Origin of the sequence: Embleya sp. NBC_00888 (assembly GCF_045207655.1) — a bacterium.
Lineage (GTDB): Bacteria > Actinomycetota > Actinomycetes > Streptomycetales > Streptomycetaceae > Embleya.
In genome coordinates this window covers 3,270,026-3,286,741 of sequence record NZ_CP108785.1, presented here as the reverse complement: position 1 = coordinate 3,286,741, position 16,716 = coordinate 3,270,026, and the positions used below count along the sequence as shown (strand labels likewise).

Below are 16,716 nucleotides of genomic sequence, written 5' to 3'. Positions count from 1 at the left end.
GTGAGCTCCGATCCAGGATGTCGTGGACTTTCGACAGGGAAGGAACTTACTAACAACTAAGTAAATAATCTAGAGTGGCGATGTGACTGAGAATTCGGATGCACGTAAACCCACCGTCGGCCGCGCCCGGGCGGCCAAGGCGGCCACCGCGAAGGGCGCCGAACGGCGGCGGGAGATCGTCGCCGCCGCGTCCGAGCTGTTCGCCCGCGCCGGCTTCCGCGGCACCGGCATGACGGAGGTGGCCCAACGCGTCGGCATCACCGAACCCGGCCTGCTCTACCACTTCGGCAGCAAGCAGGGCCTGCTTCGTGCCGTGGTCGAGCACCGGGACCTGCAAAGCCAGGCGTTCGCCCGGGACATCGCCGAAGTGGGCGGGCTCCAGGCGCTGCGCGAGATGCCCGCGTTCGCCCACCGCAACCGCGATCAGCCGGGCCTGGCCAAGCTGTTCGCGGTGCTGCTCGCGGAGAACCTGGACCCGGGCGACCCCGAACACGACTTCTTCGTACGCCGCTACCGCGACATGCGCGCCGTCGTCGCCGAGATGATCCGCGACGGCCAGCACGGCGGGGAGATGCGCCCCGACGTCGACCCGGAGCTCAAGGCAATCGAGATCCTCGCGACGCTGGACGGCATCGCCTCGCAGTGGCTGCTCGACCCCGAGATGGTCGACCTCGTCGTCTGCATCGAGGAGTACTCCCGAACCCTGATCCGGGATCTGGCCGCCGACACCGAGCCGGTCACCGCCGGCACACCCGAGGAGGAGGTACAGGGATGAGTACACCCGGCACACGGGACCTCGCGGAACACGGCTGCCCGGTGGGGGACTTCCCGATAGCGGACTTCCCGGTACGGGACTTCCCGGCCGACTTCCTGTGGGGCGCGTCCACCGCGGCCCATCAGGTCGAGGGCGGTCAGGGCGCCAACGACTGGGTCGACTGGGAGAACGCCGGACATACCGCCGAGGTCAGCGGCCCCGGGATCGCCCAGTGGGAGCGCTGGCCCACCGACATCGCGCTGCTGGCCGAACTCGGGCACAACGCGCACCGACTGTCGATCGAGTGGTCCCGGCTCGCCCTCGGGCCCGGGGTGTGGGACCTCGCCGCCTTCGACCACTACGCCCGGGTGCTGGACGGGCTGCGCGGGCACGGCATCACCGCGTTCGTCACGCTGCACCACTTCACCCTGCCGCGCTGGTTCGCCGCGCGCGGGGGCTGGCTCGCCGACGACGCCGCCGAGGTCTTCGGCGCCTTCGCCGAGGAGGTCGGGCGCCGCCTGGGCGATCGGATCCCGTTCGCGTGCACGATCAACGAGCCGCAGATCGTCGCGTTCAACGGCTACCTCAAGGGCAACCACCCACCCGGGCACCGCGATCGGGGCGAGACCGTCGCGGTCAACCACACGCTGATGCGCGCGCACGACGCCGCGGTGGCCGCACTGCGGGCGACCTCGCCGGACACCCGGGCGGGCGTGTGCCTGCAACTCCCGTTCATCCAACCGGCCGACCCGGACAGCCCCCGGGACGCCGAACTCGCCGACTGGTTCCGGGACGTGCTGGTCCAGCGGCACCTGGAGCACCTGCGCGACACCACCGATCCCGGCGACTGGGTCGGCGTCCAGTACTACACGCGGGCCCGGGCGGACGCCGCCGCCGAGCACTCCGACCTCGGCAACGCGCCGCCGGGCGCGCCCACGACACAGATGGGCTGGGAAGTCTACCCCGGGGGCCTGACCGAGATGCTCCGCCAAGCCGGCAAGGTCACCGGTCTGCCGATCTACGTCACCGAGAACGGCATCGCCACCACCGACGACACCGAGCGCGTCGCCTATCTGGACGGCCACCTGCGGGCGGTACGGGCCGCGCTCGCCGACGGCGTGGACGTGCGCGGCTATCTGCACTGGTCCGCGTTCGACAACTTCGAGTGGACGCACGGCTATCGGCCCCGCTTCGGGCTGGTCGGCATCGACCGCGACGACGACCTGCGCCGGATCGTCCGCCCCAGCGCACGCGCCTATCGGCGGGTGATCACCACCGGGCGGATCGACGCCCTGCACGAGCGGGATGCCGCGACCGAGGTGCAGACCGATGCGCCGACCGATGCGCCGACCGATGTGCCGACCGATGTCGAGAACGGCGCCGAGCACGGTGCCGCGACCGGCATCGATCGCGGCGCCGAGAGCGCCGCCCGTGTCCCCACCGACCCCGGCTCGACGGCCGGTTCAGCGAAGGAGAAGCCCATGATCATCGACCCGCCCGTGCGCCGGCTCTTGGAGCGTGTCGCCGCCGGAGCCCAGCCCGAGAGCGCCGACCTGAACGTGCGGCGCGCGCAGTCGGCCGCCGTGATGACCCTGGTCAAGTTCCCGTACGGTCCCGACCTCGAGGTCACCGAGCACCTGGTTCCGGTCACCGACGGCACCATCGCCGTACGGGTGTTGCGACCCAAGCAGCCGGAAACCCCGGTGCCCGCCTACTTCTTCCTGCACGGCGGCGGCTGGGTGCTGGGCAACCTGGACACCGCCGAGGCCGAGTGCGGACCGGTCGCCTCGCTCGTCCCGTGTGCCGTGGTCAACGTCGACTATCGGCTCGCCCCCGAACACCCCTTCCCCACCCCGCTGGAGGACTGCCTCGCCGCCTACGCGTGGCTGCTGGAGAACGCCGCCGATGTGGGCATCGACGCGACCAAGGTGGCCATCGGCGGCGCCAGTGCGGGCGGCAACCTCGCCGCCGCGATGTGCCTGGCGCTGCGCGATCGGGGTCTGCCGCAGCCCAGCCTCCAAGTGCTCGACGCCGCCGCCGTCGACCTGACGCCGATGGCGTCGGAGCCGGTCGTGCCCGGCGCGCCACGCAAACCGGGCCTGACGCCCACCGAGTTCAACATATTCGCCCGGCACTACCTGGCCGACTCCGCCGACGCGACCGACCCGCTGGTCTCGCCGCTGCACGGCACCGATCTCTCGGGATTGGCCCCGGCGTTGATCTTCGTCGCCGAACACGACCCGCTGCGCGACCAAGCCGAGGAGTACCTGGCCCGGCTGCGCGCGGCCGATGTGCCCGCCGCCGGCATGCGGGTACTCGGCCACCTGCACGGCGGCTGGGTCGTCCCGGGCACCGTCACCCAGACGCTGGTCGCCGAGATGCGCGCCGCCGCCCTGCGACACGCCTTCGCCGGCACCCTGGTCGGCCCGCTGCCGCCGGCCCTGCTCGACCGGTTGACCGAGGTGGAACGGGCGGTCGAGGCGAAGCAGGCCGCCGAGGCGACGGACGACGAGACGACAGGGGCATCGGAGCCGGAGCGCGCGACCGAACCCGCCTGACCCTGCCCCGGCGGCACACCCCCGCACCCCCGGGGCCGACGCACCGGCGCGCCGGTCCCGGGCTCGGCCCGCAAGCGGCCGATCGGCGCCCGATCGCCGCCTGATCGAGGCCCGATCGGCGCCCGTTCAGCGCCTGTTCAGCGCACCGTGACCTCGTCGACGAAGATCGGAGCCGTGCCGGATCCGCCGTCTCGGCGCTCGAATTGCACGCCGATCTCCCGGACATCGTGGAGGGAGCCCACGGCGGCCAGGTTGAGGGTGAGCGTGCGGGGTTCGGGGCCCAGCGGGACGGCGCCCGCGTCGTACCAGGTGTTCGAGGCGGTGGTCTTGACGTAGAGCTTGGCGGTGCCGCCCGAGGCGCCGGCACGGACCGTGGCGGCGAGTACCCGACGTCCCGTCAGGTCGAGGACAGCCCGGCGGTTCAGGTAGGACTCGGGCGCGGCCAGGTCGATCTCGGCGCGCAGCGAACGGGTGCCCTCGCTCGCCCATTCGGTGCTGCTCGCCGGCGCGGTGCCGGTCAGGTACCCGGTCCAGCCGTCCGTCCCGGACTCGAAGCCGGACACCACGGTCGGCGGTGCGATCGCGGCAACGTCGTCCACGTACACCGCTGTTCGTCCGCTCGCGCCCGGTGCCGAGGTGAACAGCACGCCGATCTCGCGCACGTCCCGCAGGTCGGTGACCCGGCCGAGGTCCAGGCGCAACACGGCGCCGTCCGGGCCGATCCGGACCGCTCCCCCGTCGTACCAGGTCATCCCGGCGCCGGTGCGCACGTAGAGCTTGGCGGTGGTACCGGCCGCGTGGTTGCCCCACTCGGCGGTGCGCACGGTCGCGGTGAGCGCCCGGTAGGCGGACAGGTCGCGTGGCGCGACCCGGTTCAAGTAGGCCTCGGGGGCGGCGAGGTCGATGTCCGCCTTGAGGGATCGGCTGCCCTGCGCGGCCCATTCGGTCACCGACCACGGTCCGGCGAGCACGCGATAGCCGCCCCAGCCCTGGGTGTCGGCTTCGAAGTCGGCGAGCGGAACGGGTGTGCCGACCGGCGCGGGTGCGCCCTCGGTGCGCGCCGCGGTCGCGATCTCGCCGCGCACGATCGTCCACGGGTCGGTCATCAGTCGGCCGGCGCCGATGTTGGCGGTCGGGCGCCACTGGTCGTTCCACGCCATGAAGTAGGCGGTGGCCGGGAATCGGGCGCGGATCGCGTCGATCCACTTCCCGTAGTCGAGCGGCACCTCGATCGAACCGCCGGGACCGCTGCGCGGACCGATCTCGGCGAACGCGAACGGCTTGCCCAGCGCGACCAGTTCGTCGTAGCCCTGGACCGCGGCGGGCTCGCGGACGTAACAGTCGAGGCCGACCACGTCGGTGTACGCACCGCCCGCGTAGTAGGACGAGCGTTTGCCGTAGTTGCAGTCCGGCGCGTACACCCACAGCAGGTTGTGCAGGCCCTTGACGTCGGTCAGGTAGGCGTACATGTCCCGCCACACCTCGGCGAAGGTCTGCGGGTTCTGCGCGCTCCACCAGAACGAGTCGCCGTTCATCTCGTGCAGTGGCCGGAACAGCACCGGCACGTTCGCGTCGGCGAGTTCGCGCAGACCCTCGGCGACCCGATCCAGCTCCGCGTGCCAGCGCTGTCCGGTGCCGGTGCCGCGGTCGGTGAGCCGGTCGAAGGTCGGCAACTTGGTGAACAGCCCGTTCCAGTCCGGCTGATCGGGGTTGGGCAGATGCGCGCTGACGGTGACCAGCCCTCCTGCGGCCGACCAGTCCTTCAGGGTCGCGTTGCAGGTGTGGTCGATGGTGTTTCCGTCGTGCCCGTAGTCGCAGCCCAGCAGCCCCGGATTCGCGCCGGTCTGCGCCTTCAGCTCATCCACCTGGGCCAACGAGAAGGTCTTCCCGCTGTACCCGGCGAACTGCCCGGACACCACCCGGTTCTGCGCCCGGTTGGGCAGATGCGTCAACCAGTCCCGCACGTCGCGCGTCGCCGCACTCGCCTGCGGATCACTGGGATCCGTCGTGTGAGCGCGCGCGGCAGGCACCCCCGCGAAGCCTGCGGTGAATGTCATGGCCAGTACGGCCGTCCAGCCACGCCATCGTGATCCCATGCGTTCGCCACCCCCGTGGTTCGTGATCTTCACGATCGCACGAAGAATAGCCCTCGTTCGCGCCTGCCACCGGAGCGGCCGAATGGGCTGCGTGCGGGTGCCATGCCGTCCACCGGTGCCGTCGGCGTCGGCGTCAGCGTCGACGTCGGCGGGCGGCACCGGGTCACCGCTCTGCCTACTTCGGCGCCTGCTCGGTGCAAGCCGCCCGGATCTCCGCCAGCAGCTCCGGGTAGTGCTCGCCGTACGTATGCAGCGCGTGCCACACCGCGTCCAGTGCCGCCCTGAGCGGGACGGGATCGGCGGCGGCGAGCACGGCGGGGAGCGCGAAGTGAGGCTGTGAGATCGGCCCGGGGACGTACGGCGTGGCTACTTGGACGGTCACCAAGCTGACCTGCGCCGGGTCTATCGGCGGGCAGTACGGCGGTCGCTCGGGAGGCATCGCCCCGAGCACCGACCGCTTCGATACGGGGAGATCGGAGCGCAGGGTCTCCCGCATCAGGTCCGCGTCGTCGAACGGCGACGGAAGCGGACGTCCCTCCACCAACTCGACGAGCGCCCGGGCGACCCACGGCACATCGATCAGGCCCGCCTCTTCGCAGGCGCGATGCGCAGACAACAATGCCACCGCACGCTGAACCTCGGGACCTGCGGCATCGAGGGCGTGCACCAGCTCGCTGTCGTAGGTGAGCAGTCCGAGGACATTGCTCCTGCGGACACCGCGCAGCGTTTCGCTCGGCAGCCGTCCGCCCCACTCCCACCTCTCGTAGTGCAGTCGCCGCTCCTCGGTGGCCCGTGCGCGGGCGGCCCGCTCCTCGGCGGCTCGCTCCTGGGCGGCCAGTTCGTAGGCGGCCCGCTCCTGGGCGAGCCATTCCTCGGCGAACCGCTCTTGGGCGGCCCGTTCCTTCGCCTGGCGGTCCCGTTCGGCCTCGGCGCGCTGCTCGGGCGTGTATGGGAGCCCAAGTGCGCTCGCGTAACGGTGGCGGTACGCGGCGCTCTGCGAGGTCTGGCGGATCACCCGGTCCGGGCCGGGCGGCGCGGGCCAGAACTGTAGGAGGTAGCTGTCCGCCTGTGGCTCCTTGGCCGCTCTGGTGGAGAGTTCCTGTCCCTCGTCCATCCCCCGGGCGCAATACCGTACCCGGTGGTCGGTCCGGGGGAGATCCAGGTCCCACGCAGCCTCGCCCGCCATCTGCACCAGACGGGTGTGTTCCGATGTCGGGCGGAAGGACACCTCCACCACATCCTCCCAGACCGGGTCCAGCGCAGGGGCCTCGTCGTGGATCTCCACGGTGAAGCCGACGTTGCCCTTGTGCAGTCCGGTGGCCAGGAAGAGCACACCCGGGACCGCGGCTCCACACAACCCCTCGCTCTGGCCCGGGAACGCCTCGTTGAGGTCCGGCTTCGCACCGTCCGGATCGCTCTCGACGTAGATCCGGTTGTAGTCGACGTGAACCTCGCCTGTGACCGGCCTGCGCATGGCACCCTCTCCGTGAGGACGGCCTCGGGAACCCCTGTCGGGTAGGCCGTCACATGCCCCGCATCATGCCCGACGCCGCGAGGCCGGCGGTGAGGTCGGTAATGCGGTGGCCGGCGGAAGCAGCGTGGTATGCGGGTCGGTGCGGCGCCGGCGGCTCTCGCCGTCGCGCCGGAACGCGGCCGTGCCGCCGCCTCATGGGCGGCGGCACGGTCTACGCCCGGAACGGTTCGGGCGTGGTGGTTCGTCAGGCGGTGGCGTACGTCCAGGAACCGCAGCCGTGGGGCTCGGTCCACTGGTCTTCGGCGACGCACACCTTGAACCGCAGTTGGCGGCCCTCGTCGAAGTCCCAGTCGTTGAGGACCCGGGTGCTGCCGGTGACCGACCACTTGGTGAAGCGGCCGGCGAAGTCCACATAACCGTTGCCGTAGTTGGCCTCGATGACAATGGCGGACCCCGAGCCACCCCAATAGTCGGTCAGCTCGAAGCGGTCGCCGTTGCTGTAGAACCGGGCGTAGCCGTCGACTCCGCTGTTGTCGTCACCCAGGGTCTGGGCGTAGTAGTTCGTGTTCCCGCCGGCGTGTGCCGCGCCGGTGAAGGTGAGCCCTGCGGTGAGCGCCATGACGGTGCTACCGACGGCCAGGGCGATTTTGCGCGTGGTCGAACGCACGGATGTACTCCTGGTGGATGGGGAGAACGTTGCTCCGGAAGCATCCACCGCCGCTCGCTTCGGAGATATCCGCGGAACGCGGCCGGCAAGATCCTTATTCGGCTGTGCTTACTGCAAATCGGCAGCGTCCCCGGGGCGTCAGAGGCGGTAGCAGCCGTAGGTGCGTGGGGCTCGGGCGCCGGGGGGAATGGGGAAGGGCTTGGATCTGGCGGGGGGTGCTCCGTCGCTCGGGTACCAGATGGCGTCGTCCGGGACGAGGTGGGTGAGGGGGGCGGTCCATGGGGGGCGGGTCGGGTCGAAGGGTTGGATGCGGGCCTGGTCGGTGTGCGGGTCGATGTGCTCGATTTCGCCGGGCGGGTGGGTTGTTCGCAGGCTCTCGTCCTTGTGTTTGACCTTGTGGCCGATGCGGCCGAGTGCTTCGTGGGCACTCATCGGCGTACCTCCGATTCGGTCTTCCCGTGTGTGGGAGGCGGGGCCGCACCGCAGCCAGGCCAGTGACTGCGGTGCGGCGGTTCAGGGGGCGGGCCGGGCCGGGGGTTGGGCCGGGCGCACGCTGTCGGAGGGCATCGCCCAGGCGATCCGGCCGCCCGGCGGTTGGACCGTGAGCCTTTGGTGCCCGTCGGGGAGGGGTTGCGCCATCAGGATCTGCCCGGGGTGACGCACCCGGCGCACGGCCTCGTTGGCCGGTTCCACCCAGTCACCCTCGCGATACATCGCGCCCCGCTTCCTCCAGCACCCGCAGGTTGCCGCAATGGGTGCGGAACTCGGTGCCACCGGGCAGGCGCACGAACGCCTGGAGGCTGATGACAGCAGCGAACGTCCCGATCCTGCCGGAGAGTTCGCAGCGGACGGCGCGCTTGGCGTTGGCTTTCCAGAAGCGGGCCACGTGCTCCGTGGTCCAGTCGCGGGGGTCTTTGGGATAGCTCTCGGGAGTGGGCATACCTGTCCTCTCGGTTGCCGCCAGTACTGATTCGGCCACTCTGTGAACAAGCATCGGCCCAGCGCCTAGGCTGCAATAGCCATTGGCGCTTACGTGACCTGTCGTAAAGGGGGATCCATGAGCAACGGGGCCCAGGAAGGGGCGTCGATCGGAGAATTGTTCGGGCGCGTGGTCGCGCGGCTCCGAGAGGCCGCCGGATACCGCCAAGCCGAGCTCGCGCACGCCATGTATGGCATGAGCAGCACCCGGTTGAACCAAATCGAGCGAGGAACCGGGCACCCTCCGACACTGGCGAACGCAATGGCTCTGGATGCCGAACTCAACACGGGTGGAATCCTCGCCGAGCTATGGAAGCACGGCAACAGCCGCATGTTTTTGGCGTGGTCGCAGCCACTCATCGACCTTGAAAGCACCGCTGTCGAGATGCATATGTACCTCGACCAGTTCGTACCTGGCCTCCTTCAAACGAAGGACTACGCGCGGGCGGTACTGCAAACGGGCCGCACGCTTCAGGATGAGGCTCATCTCGAAGAACTTGTTCTCAGTCGATTGGGTCGGCAGGAAAGACTCAACGGTCCGAACCGGCCATATCTCTGGCTAGTCATCGACGAGACTGTCATTCGCAGACCGATCGGCGGGCCGGACATCATGCGTCAGCAGCTCGCGCGGCTGCTCGCCACCGAGCACAACCAGCGCATCAGCGTGCAGGTTCTACCCTTCAGCGAAGGGGAATACCCGCGCATGGGCGGCTTGTTGGCGTTGCTGACGACACCGGACAAGCGCAAGGTTGCCTACACCGAAGGTGCGGAGGTCGGGCGTCTGATCGAAGATCCGGGCGAGGTCCGGCAATACGCCCTAACCTACGAACGGCAGCGGGCACGAGCCCTACCGGTGGGAATGTCCATGAACATGATCCGAGAAGCCATGGAGGGCCTTGGCCGTGCGCACTTCCCAAGCTCAGCCCAAGCCCTGCGCCTGGCGAAAGTCCAGTCACAGCAATTCAGAGGGAGGAGAGTGCGTGGAAGTCGGTATCGCTGACGCCGTGGTCCCCGTCCGGGACAGCAAAGCCCCGAACATAGGCCACCTCATAATCGGCGCAGCCTCGTGGACCGCCCTCGCCGCGTCGCTGCGTGCCTGACGTCACCGGTCGCCGACGGGCCCGTGCGTGCCGGGCCCGTCGCGTCCCGGTCAGGACAGCTCCGAGCCCAACGCCAGGAACCCGCAGATCAGTACGAACAAGATCCCGAGCAGCGGTGCCGCGAAGCGTAGGTACTGGTTGTAGCCGACCTTGGCCAGCGACACGCCGCCCATGATCACCGCGGTGGTGGGCACCCACAGGTTCATCCACCCCGACGAGGACTGCCACGCCGTCACCACCAACGCCCGCGGCACATCCGCGAAGTCGGCCAGCGGCGCCAGGATCGGCATCGCCAAGGTCGCGTGCCCCGACGTGGACGGGATCAGGAACGCCAGCGGCAGGTTCACCAGGAAGATCAGGACGCCGAACAGCGCCGAGGAGGCGTCCGAGACCACGCCCTCCATCGAGTGCAGCACCGTGTCGGTGACCTGCGCGTTGTTCATGATGACGGTGACTCCGCGCGCCAGCATGATGATCAGCGCCGGAGAGATGAAGTCCGCCGCGCCCTGGATGAGCGTCTCCGCCAGCTTCTTCTCGCCGAGCCGGGCCAACACCCCCACGATCACCGCCGCCACGATGAACATCGCGGCCAACTGGGCGAAGGACCAGCCCAGTTCCCAGTCATACGGTTCCGCATCCGCTTCGCCGGTGAGCACCTGGGCCCACGGGATGATCGAGAAGATCATGAACACGAAGGTGATGGTCACCGCGACCAGGACCATCTGGTGCGTACGGGTCAGCGGCGGCGGCTCGCTGCCGGTGGCCGCCGATTCCGCCGCCTCGCGGTCCCCCGGCAGGAATCCGACCAACGAACGGGACGGATCGGCCTTGACCCGATGGGCGTACCGCACCACGTACAGGATGGTCACCGCGGTCAGCACGATCAACATCGCCAGCCGCAACACGATCCCGTCGCCCAGCGAGATCCCCGCCGCCGACGACGCGACGCCGGTCGCGAACGGGTTGACCGTCGAGCACAGCACGCCCACGCCCGCGCCCAGGATGATCGTGCCGGTGGCCACCATCCGGTCGTAGCCCAGCGCCAGCATCAATGGCACGATCAGGCCGTAGAACCCGAGCGTCTCCTCGGCGAAGCCCTCGACCGAGCCGAGGATCGCGAACACCGTCATGATCGCCGCGATCAACACCGCACCGCGCGTGCGCAGTCGGTGCGCCAATCGGGCAATGCCCCGATCCAGCGCACCGGTCGCGAACACCACGGTGATGAACGCGCCGATCGCCAGCACGAACAGGAACACCGCCGCACTGCCGTACAGATCACCCGAGTTGTCCGGCGTGACCTGACCGCTCTGCGTGTCCTTGATCCCGTACAAGCCGTTGACCGGGGACAGGAACAGGTCGTTGAGCCGCTGGACGAAGTCCTCCGGCGACTTGATGTGGTGGTAGCTGCCCGCGACCGGCTTGCCGTCCTCGCCGCGCCGGTACTCGCCGGCCGGGATCGCGAACGTCAGCGCCCACACCGCGAGCGTCACGATCGCCAGCACCGTCAGCGCGCTGGGAAAGCGGAACCCGCCCTTGGGCGGAGGTGCTTCGTCCTCGGCCTCGGCCGGGGCTTGATCGGTACTCACGCGCTGCTCCTTGCGAGTGCTGGTGGCTACGGGGGTGGGTCAACGGGCGCCGCACGGCCCGAACGACAGCCGCAGGTGTGCTCCGCGGCTCAGCCGCGCCGGAACCGCTTGGCGTACGCGGTGAAGAACGCGGCCTCCGCCACCACCGCGTCGCGCAGTTCACTCACCAACACCCGTTCGTTGGGCCCGTGCAGGTTGCACATGCTGTCCTGCGCCCCGAACAGCAGGATCTCCGCGCCGGGTTGGGCCGCCGCCAGGCTGTTGACCAGCGGAATCGATCCACCCGCCGCCGCGTGTACGGGTTCCGCACCCCACGCGGTGCGCAGCGCCTCGTGCGCCGCCTGGTAGGCCACCCCGTCGGTGGCCGCGGCGAACCCGGACCCGGGCGCCCCGGCCTGGGTCACCGTCAGCGGCACCCCGAACGGCCGCAGGCCCTCCAGGAATTCGATCAGCAGGCGCTGTGCCTGGGCCGGATCCTGGGCCGGGTGGCAGCGCATGTTGAGCTTCGCCCGAGCGGACGGCACCACCGCGGACGCGGCCTTCGCAACCGAGGGCGCGTCGAGTCCGGTCACCGTGATCGCCGGTCCCGACCACAGGCGCGAGCCGAGGTTCCCGGTGCCGATCAGCGGCATTCCGTCGCGGATACCGGCAAGCCGGCGGAACTCGTCCTCGTTCCAGCCGCCCCCCGACCACTGCTCGCGACGCAGACCGGGCACCGCGACGTCACCCTTCGCGTCGTGCAACGCGGCCAGCGCGTGCAGCAGCACCAGCAGCGCGTCGGGAGCCGCGCCGCCGAAGTTGCCGCTGTGTTTGGCCTCTTCGAGGGTGCGCACCTCGACGATCACCTCGACCACCCCGCGCAGCGCGACGGTCAGCGTGCCGGTGCCCGGGCGGATGTTGCCCATGTCGGCGATCACCATCGCGTCGCAGGCGAACTCGTCCGGGTGCGCCTGGGGGTAGTCGTCGAACTCGCTGCCGTACTCCTCCTGTCCCTCGAACACGATCCGGATGCCCACCGGCGGTCGCCCGTCGAAGGCGCGCAGCGCGCCCAGGTGTACGACCAGGTTCGACTTGTCGTCGGCCGCGCCGCGCCCGTGGATCGCGCCGTCGACGTCGGTCGGCTCGAACGGCCGCGTCGTCCACAACACCTCGTCGCCGGCGGGCTGTACGTCGTAGTGCCCGTACAGCAGCACGGTCGGCGCGTCCGGGTGCGGCGGCGGGATGTGGCCGGTGATCACCGGCGCGGTGTCCGGCAGCCGCAACGCGCCGACGTCCCGCACGCCGGCCTCGCGCAGCAGATCGACCAGCAGGTCGTGGGCTTCGGCCACCGGCTCCGAGGGATACCCCGGGAAGGCGATCGACGGAATCCGGGTGAGTCGCCGCAGGTCGTCGCACAGGTTGTCGAGCATGCCGTCGACCCGTGTGGTCAACTCGTCCATCGTCGTGCTCCTTGGCCGCGCCGGGTCCGGTCCGCTGATCGCGTCTCCCGGCCCATGCTGGCCCGAACCGGATGATCCGGACCGATCCGGCACGCGGCGCCCGCACGGCTCACCCGGCCGGCCGCATCCGGCCAAGGGCCGATCGGGTGGTCCGCGTTCCCGTGACCGGGTTCCCGACCGCCCCCGCCACCCGCGACCCGGGCCGCACGCGAACCGGCCCGCCGCCTCGGCACAGGGAGCCGGGGCGACGGGCCGGTCGACACCGCGTCACGGGGGGAACGCGGTGATCGGGACCGCGTCCGGGGCAGACGCGGTATCGGGTGGAGCGGTCTCGGAGCGGAGCTGTATCGCGGCCCGCCGAGGGCGGGCTCTCGCGGAGCCGGGTCTCAGTCCCGACGCGGGGTGACCTGGCCGCTGAACAGGTAGCGCCCGCCCCCCTCGAAGGTTCCGAAGGTCACCGGGCGCCAGATCACCGATCCGGGCTCCCGTATCGCGAACAGGTCCTCGGCGACCGCGACCAGCGGCAATTCCCGCACCGCGTCCGGCAGGCTTTCCGCCATTTCCCCGGTCAGTTCGATCCGCAGCACCAGGCCCTCGCCCTCGGCGCCGGCCCGCACCTCGAAGCGCTGCATGGCACGTTCGTACACGCCGACGTAGCGCTCCGGATCGACGGTCGGAGGTTGCGCGGGCGGGGCGAACGGCGCGGGCAGCGCGACCTGCGCGACCTCGGCGAAGATCTCCCGGAACAGGTCCTCGTACAGCTCCGGCGCGTCCCCGCCGTTGGTCAACAGCGCCACCGCCAGGCCGTGTTCGGGCAGGACCCGGAGGAACGCGTACTGCCCGATGGTGCCGCCGTCGTGGCCGACCACCTCGTGGCCGTCCCACGCGTAGCGGTGCCAGCCCAGTCCCCACGACGCGTCCATGGCCGCGAGGTCGGGCATGTCGACGTGCTTCTCACGCATCGCGACGGCATGCTCGGCGCCCAGGAGCCGCTTGCCGTCGGCGGTGACGCCGTCGGCCAGGTGCAGCCGGGCGAACCGCAACAGCTCCGCCGAGGTGGAACCGATCAGACCGGCGGGTCCGGCCGAGCGAGGCAACATCCACACCGGCGCGACCCGCGGGTCGCCACCGTCCTGGGACACATGGCCGGCCGCCGCGCGCAGCAGCAGGGCCTCCTCGGGCAGTGTGATCGTGCGCTCCAGGCCCAGCGGCCCGCTCAGCCGCTCGCGCAGCACCTCGTCCCAGGTCTTTCCGGTGAGGTGTTCGATCACCCGTCCGGCCAGATTGAAGCCGGTGTTGCAGTACGACCACGCTCCGCCGGGCGGGAACACCTGTGCCGCGTCCTCGAGGCCGGCCACGTACCGGGCCAGGCAGTCGTCGCCGCGCCCGGTGTCGACGAACCGGTCGCCCTCGATGCCGCTGGTGTGCGTGAGCAGGTGCCGCATGGTGATCTGCTTGGCCGACTCCGGTCGGGACAGCCGCAGTTCGGGCAGTACCTCGATCAGCGGCTGGTCCAGGTCGAGCAGGCCGTCCTCGACCAGTTGCATGGCCAGCGTCGTGGTCCACAGCTTGGTGATCGAGCCGATCTGGAACACGCTGTCCGAGGTCGCCGGGACCCCGGTGTTCCGGTTGAGCACGCCGTAGGCGGCCTCGACCAGGTCGTCCGGCGCGTGCTCGTCCAGCCGCAGGATGCCCAGCGTCGCGCCGGGGATCCGGTGCCGCTCGGCCAGCGTGGACAGGCGGCGCTGCCAGTGCGCGGCGTCCAGCGGGGCGGGCCGGGTGCGGCCGGCGGATCCGGCGTACCGCTCGACCCAGTCGACGATCCGGCGGTTCCAATCCAGCCGGTGCGAGGGCGGGCCGTCGAGGATGAACAGGTGCGACCCGTCGGGGTAGAGCACCATCCGGGCGGGCACGTCGCGTTCGCGCAGCGCGCCGAACCACTGCTGGGCCTGGCCGAGCGGACACCGCACGTCGGCGGCGCCCTGCAGGATCAGGGTGGGCGTGCGCACGTCGCCGACCTTGGTGAACGGGTTCGACCGCGTGTACAGGTCGACGTCGTCCCACGGGGTGCCGCCGAACTCGGCCCAGCCCATGTAGGAGCCCAGGTCCGAGGTGCCGGCCATGCTGTTCAGGTCGCTGACCACGCCGCCCGCGACGGCCGCCGCGAAGCGCTGGTCGCGGCTGGTGAGGTAGCAGGTCATGTAACCGCCGTAGCTGTAGCCGGTGACGGCCAGCCGCTGCGCGTCGGCGATGCCCTCGGCGACCAGTTCGTCCAGCGGCTCCAGGAAGTCCGGGGCGTCCATCGTGCCCCAGTTGCCGACGGTGGCGGCGTAGAAGTCCTCGCCGTAGCCGTCGCTGGCTCGGGGGTTGAGGGTCAGGATCGTCCAACCGCGGGCGACCAGTTCCTGGTGGTAGAGGTGCACCGAGTCGGCCGTACCGGTCCACGCGTTGTGCGGTCCGCCGTGGATGTCCAGCAGCAGCGGGGTGGGGCCGGTCACCTGCGGGTCGCGCAGCAGCCGACCGTGCACCACGGTTCCGTCGGAGGTGGTGAACCGGCGGTCGATCGGGGTGAACAGCTCCACGTCCGGCAGGGCCTGCGTGCCGTGCGCGGTGAGCACCCGCTCGGTGCCGTCGGCCGGATCGACCATGGCGATCTCGCCGTACGAGGTGGTGGTGGTCAGCACGAACGCGACGGCGCCGGGGCTGCGGGACACGGACAGGCCCGAGACGGAGCTTCCGGTGTCGCCGACCACCAAACGCGCGCCGCCGCTTTCCAGGTCGAGCGCGTACAGGTGGGTGTTGCCGGCCTCGCGGAGGCAGAACAGGAGTTCGCGGCCGTCGGACGTCGGCTGCGGCAGGCCGCCCGGGTAGCCGGAGCCGCCCGGCATCACATTGCGGTCCAGAGCTCCGGTCAGGTCGACGGTGGGGCCGCCGGCGAGCGGCACCCGCAGGATCCGGGTGTGCCCGGTGCGGGTCTGCTCGGCGCCCAGCACGAGCAGTGACTCGCCGTCCGGGGTGAAGTCGACCCAACCCGCCATGCCGTCCGCCGACCCGACCCGTTCGGCGGGCGCGGCGGGGGTGGCGAGGTCGACGACGTACGCCGCCGAGCGCATGGTCAGGTCCGCGTCCGCGTCCGGGCCGGCGGCGTAGGCCAGCCGCGTCCCGTCCGGCGACCAGGCCGGGTCGCTCGCGTTCCAGGCACCCTCGGTCACCCGGGTGACCTCGCCGGAGGCCACGTCCACCACGTGCACGTGCCGGCGCAGGCTGCCCAGCATGCCCGCGCCGTCCACCTGGTAGTCCACGCGGTCGATGACCAGCGGCGCCTTCGCCCGGGCGGCCCGGGCGGACTCGTCCTCGTCCGTCGTCGCGTAGGTGTCGACCACGGCACCGAACGCCACACGGGTGCCGTCGGGGCTCCACAGCGCGCGGCCGGCGCCCATCGGCAGGCGGGTCACCTGACGCGCGTCGCCACCCTCGATCGGCAGCACCCACAATTGCGGCGGGCCGTCGACGGCACGCAGGAACGCCACCCGGGTCCCGTCCGGCGACCACACCGCGGTGCTGTCCGAGGGGCCTTCGGTGAGCCGCTGCGGCTCGCCGCCCGAGGTCGGGACCCACCACAGCGAGCGCACGTTGCGGTCCTTCGCCGCGTCGACGCCGACCAGGGTGTAGACCACCCGGGTGCCGTCGGGCGACACGGCCGGCTCGGCCGGCACCGTGATCGCGGTCAGGTCGTCCAGACGCAGACGTCGTGTCATGGCTTTCTCCATCCTGGTCGGCCCGTCCGGGCGGCCCCCGATCCTGGGTCGACCCGGTTCCGCGAGCGCCGGGTCGCGGACCGGGGCAACGGGTATCCGGTCGACTCACCGAAACCGGCCCCGCCTGAGGTGAGGCGGGTGCCGGTTCGGGGCTGGAGCTCAACGGTCGCGTCGGAGCCTCTCGGCGGCGCTTCCCCGAGGCTAGAGCGGTCGGAAGGTCCCGGACTTCGTGGCTTCGGACCAAGGTCGGGCCGCGTTTCGGTGCCACGCCACCAGGCGCGGGTGGGGTGCAGCCGGTAGACG

Annotated in this window: 13 protein-coding genes; 4 read left to right on the top strand and 9 right to left on the bottom strand. The window is 70.8% G+C overall.

From position 1 onward, the window contains the following. The first annotated feature begins 82 nt into the window (after positions 1 to 82). A complete protein-coding gene (locus OG948_RS48695) occupies positions 83 to 775 on the top strand; it encodes a TetR/AcrR family transcriptional regulator (protein ID WP_331771462.1) in 693 nt (230 codons plus the stop codon). Next, a complete protein-coding gene (locus OG948_RS48690) occupies positions 772 to 3,312 on the top strand; it encodes a family 1 glycosylhydrolase (protein WP_331771461.1) in 2,541 nt (846 codons plus the stop codon). Before OG948_RS48695 ends, OG948_RS48690 begins: the two co-directional genes overlap by 4 nt. Positions 3,313 to 3,449: 137 nt before the next feature. Here OG948_RS48690 and OG948_RS48685 read toward each other — a convergent pair whose 3' ends face one another. From OG948_RS48685 to OG948_RS48660, 6 genes are all read right to left on the bottom strand, one after another. Continuing rightward, a complete protein-coding gene (locus OG948_RS48685; RefSeq protein ID WP_406300680.1) occupies positions 3,450 to 5,369 on the bottom strand; it encodes a glycosyl hydrolase in 1,920 nt (639 codons plus the stop codon). Positions 5,370 to 5,583: 214 nt separating this feature from the next. Continuing rightward, on the bottom strand, positions 5,584 to 6,882 hold the full coding sequence (locus tag OG948_RS48680; RefSeq protein WP_331771459.1) for a hypothetical protein: 1,299 nt from the start codon (positions 6,880 to 6,882) through the stop codon (positions 5,584 to 5,586). A gap of 244 nt (positions 6,883 to 7,126) precedes the next feature. After that, the gene (locus OG948_RS48675; protein WP_331771458.1) at positions 7,127 to 7,549 is read right to left on the bottom strand and encodes a hypothetical protein; all 423 of its coding nucleotides are present in this window, start codon (positions 7,547 to 7,549) and stop codon (positions 7,127 to 7,129) included. 138 nt (positions 7,550 to 7,687) lie between these two features. Then, on the bottom strand, positions 7,688 to 7,981 hold the full coding sequence (locus OG948_RS48670; RefSeq protein WP_331771457.1) for a hypothetical protein: 294 nt from the start codon (positions 7,979 to 7,981) through the stop codon (positions 7,688 to 7,690). Positions 7,982 to 8,062: 81 nt separating this feature from the next. Further along, positions 8,063 to 8,263, bottom strand: coding sequence for a hypothetical protein (locus OG948_RS48665; RefSeq protein WP_331771456.1), 201 nt, complete (start codon positions 8,261 to 8,263; stop codon positions 8,063 to 8,065). Continuing rightward, on the bottom strand, positions 8,247 to 8,489 hold the full coding sequence (locus OG948_RS48660) for a hypothetical protein (RefSeq protein ID WP_331771455.1): 243 nt from the start codon (positions 8,487 to 8,489) through the stop codon (positions 8,247 to 8,249). The genes OG948_RS48665 and OG948_RS48660 overlap by 17 nt, the downstream gene beginning before the upstream one ends. Before the next feature lie 117 nt (positions 8,490 to 8,606). On the opposite strand from OG948_RS48660, the gene OG948_RS48655 reads away from it, so the two are divergent. After that, on the top strand, positions 8,607 to 9,527 hold the full coding sequence (locus OG948_RS48655) for a helix-turn-helix transcriptional regulator (RefSeq protein WP_331771454.1): 921 nt from the start codon (positions 8,607 to 8,609) through the stop codon (positions 9,525 to 9,527). Beyond that, complete coding sequence (locus tag OG948_RS48650) at positions 9,508 to 9,627, top strand: DUF397 domain-containing protein (RefSeq protein WP_331771453.1); 120 nt, start codon at positions 9,508 to 9,510, stop codon at positions 9,625 to 9,627. The genes OG948_RS48655 and OG948_RS48650 overlap by 20 nt, the downstream gene beginning before the upstream one ends. 50 nt (positions 9,628 to 9,677) lie before the next feature. Here OG948_RS48650 and OG948_RS48645 read toward each other — a convergent pair whose 3' ends face one another. The 3 genes from OG948_RS48645 to OG948_RS48635 all read right to left on the bottom strand — a co-directional run bounded on the left by OG948_RS48645 (position 9,678) and on the right by OG948_RS48635 (position 16,413). Beyond that, a complete protein-coding gene (locus tag OG948_RS48645; RefSeq protein WP_331771452.1) occupies positions 9,678 to 11,216 on the bottom strand; it encodes a YfcC family protein in 1,539 nt (512 codons plus the stop codon). Positions 11,217 to 11,305: 89 nt separating this feature from the next. Further along, a complete protein-coding gene (locus tag OG948_RS48640) occupies positions 11,306 to 12,655 on the bottom strand; it encodes a M20/M25/M40 family metallo-hydrolase (protein WP_331771451.1) in 1,350 nt (449 codons plus the stop codon). A gap of 386 nt (positions 12,656 to 13,041) precedes the next feature. After that, a complete protein-coding gene (locus OG948_RS48635; protein ID WP_331771450.1) occupies positions 13,042 to 16,413 on the bottom strand; it encodes a serine hydrolase in 3,372 nt (1,123 codons plus the stop codon). Positions 16,414 to 16,716: the final 303 nt, after the last annotated feature.

What these genes read in the sequence shown, in the direction of transcription:
- OG948_RS48655 (WP_331771454.1), top strand. Translation starts at nt 8,607, where the DNA reads ATGAGCAACGGGGCCCAGGAAGGGGCGTCGATCGGAGAATTGTTCGGG.
- OG948_RS48660 (WP_331771455.1), bottom strand. Translation starts at nt 8,489, where the DNA reads ATGCCCACTCCCGAGAGCTATCCCAAAGACCCCCGCGACTGGACCACG.
- OG948_RS48690 (WP_331771461.1), top strand. Translation starts at nt 772, where the DNA reads ATGAGTACACCCGGCACACGGGACCTCGCGGAACACGGCTGCCCGGTG.
- OG948_RS48680 (WP_331771459.1), bottom strand. Translation starts at nt 6,882, where the DNA reads ATGCGCAGGCCGGTCACAGGCGAGGTTCACGTCGACTACAACCGGATC.
- OG948_RS48685 (WP_406300680.1), bottom strand. Translation starts at nt 5,369, where the DNA reads ATGACATTCACCGCAGGCTTCGCGGGGGTGCCTGCCGCGCGCGCTCAC.
- OG948_RS48635 (WP_331771450.1), bottom strand. Translation starts at nt 16,413, where the DNA reads ATGACACGACGTCTGCGTCTGGACGACCTGACCGCGATCACGGTGCCG.
- OG948_RS48640 (WP_331771451.1), bottom strand. Translation starts at nt 12,655, where the DNA reads ATGGACGAGTTGACCACACGGGTCGACGGCATGCTCGACAACCTGTGC.
- OG948_RS48665 (WP_331771456.1), bottom strand. Translation starts at nt 8,263, where the DNA reads ATGTATCGCGAGGGTGACTGGGTGGAACCGGCCAACGAGGCCGTGCGC.
- OG948_RS48670 (WP_331771457.1), bottom strand. Translation starts at nt 7,981, where the DNA reads ATGAGTGCCCACGAAGCACTCGGCCGCATCGGCCACAAGGTCAAACAC.